Origin of the sequence: Streptococcus sp. LYSM12, assembly GCF_004569635.1 — a bacterium.
Taxonomy (GTDB): domain Bacteria; phylum Bacillota; class Bacilli; order Lactobacillales; family Streptococcaceae; genus Streptococcus.
Genome location: NZ_SPOZ01000075.1, coordinates 1 through 529, shown reverse-complemented (window position 1 = coordinate 529; position 529 = coordinate 1). Strand labels below are relative to the sequence as shown.

At 43.1% G+C, this 529-nt stretch carries 1 protein-coding gene; it reads left to right on the top strand.

Translation table 11 applies throughout. The features are described from left to right. The first annotated feature begins 133 nt into the window (after window positions 1-133). Complete coding sequence (locus E4T79_RS11205; RefSeq protein WP_167752687.1) at window positions 134-301, top strand: hypothetical protein; 168 nt, start codon at window positions 134-136, stop codon at window positions 299-301. Window positions 302-529: the final 228 nt, after the last annotated feature.

Genomic DNA, 529 nt, shown 5'->3' with positions numbered 1-529 from the left:
AGACTTTGAATGCACCATTCGCGACAATGGCGACTGGCTGATAGACATTGACTTAGACAACTCGACAGTAAGCATGCCACATGAATAAGAAAATGCAGTCTTGCAGCTTGCTTTTTATCCCTTGACTTGACCCATGAGCTATTATAAGGAGTACAGATGTTCTAGCTCGAAACTGCTACAACTCTATGGCTACCGTATCGTTCTTTATACGACAGATTTTGAGTGTACCATTCGTGACAATGGAGACTGGCTGATAGACATTGACTTAGACAACTCGACAGTAAGCATGCCACATGAATAAGAAAATGCAGTCTTGCAGCTTGCTTTTTATCCCTTGACTCGACCCACGAGCTATAAGGAGTACAGATGTTCTAGCTTAAGACTGCTACAGCTCTATGGCTACCGTATCGTTCTTTATACGACAGACTTTGAATGCACCATTCGCGACAATGGCGACTGGCTGATAGACATTGACTTAGACAACTCGACAGTAAGCATGCCACATGAATAAGAAAATGCAGTCTTGCAG

What these genes read in the sequence shown, in the direction of transcription:
- E4T79_RS11205 (WP_167752687.1), top strand. Translation starts at nt 134, where the DNA reads ATGAGCTATTATAAGGAGTACAGATGTTCTAGCTCGAAACTGCTACAA.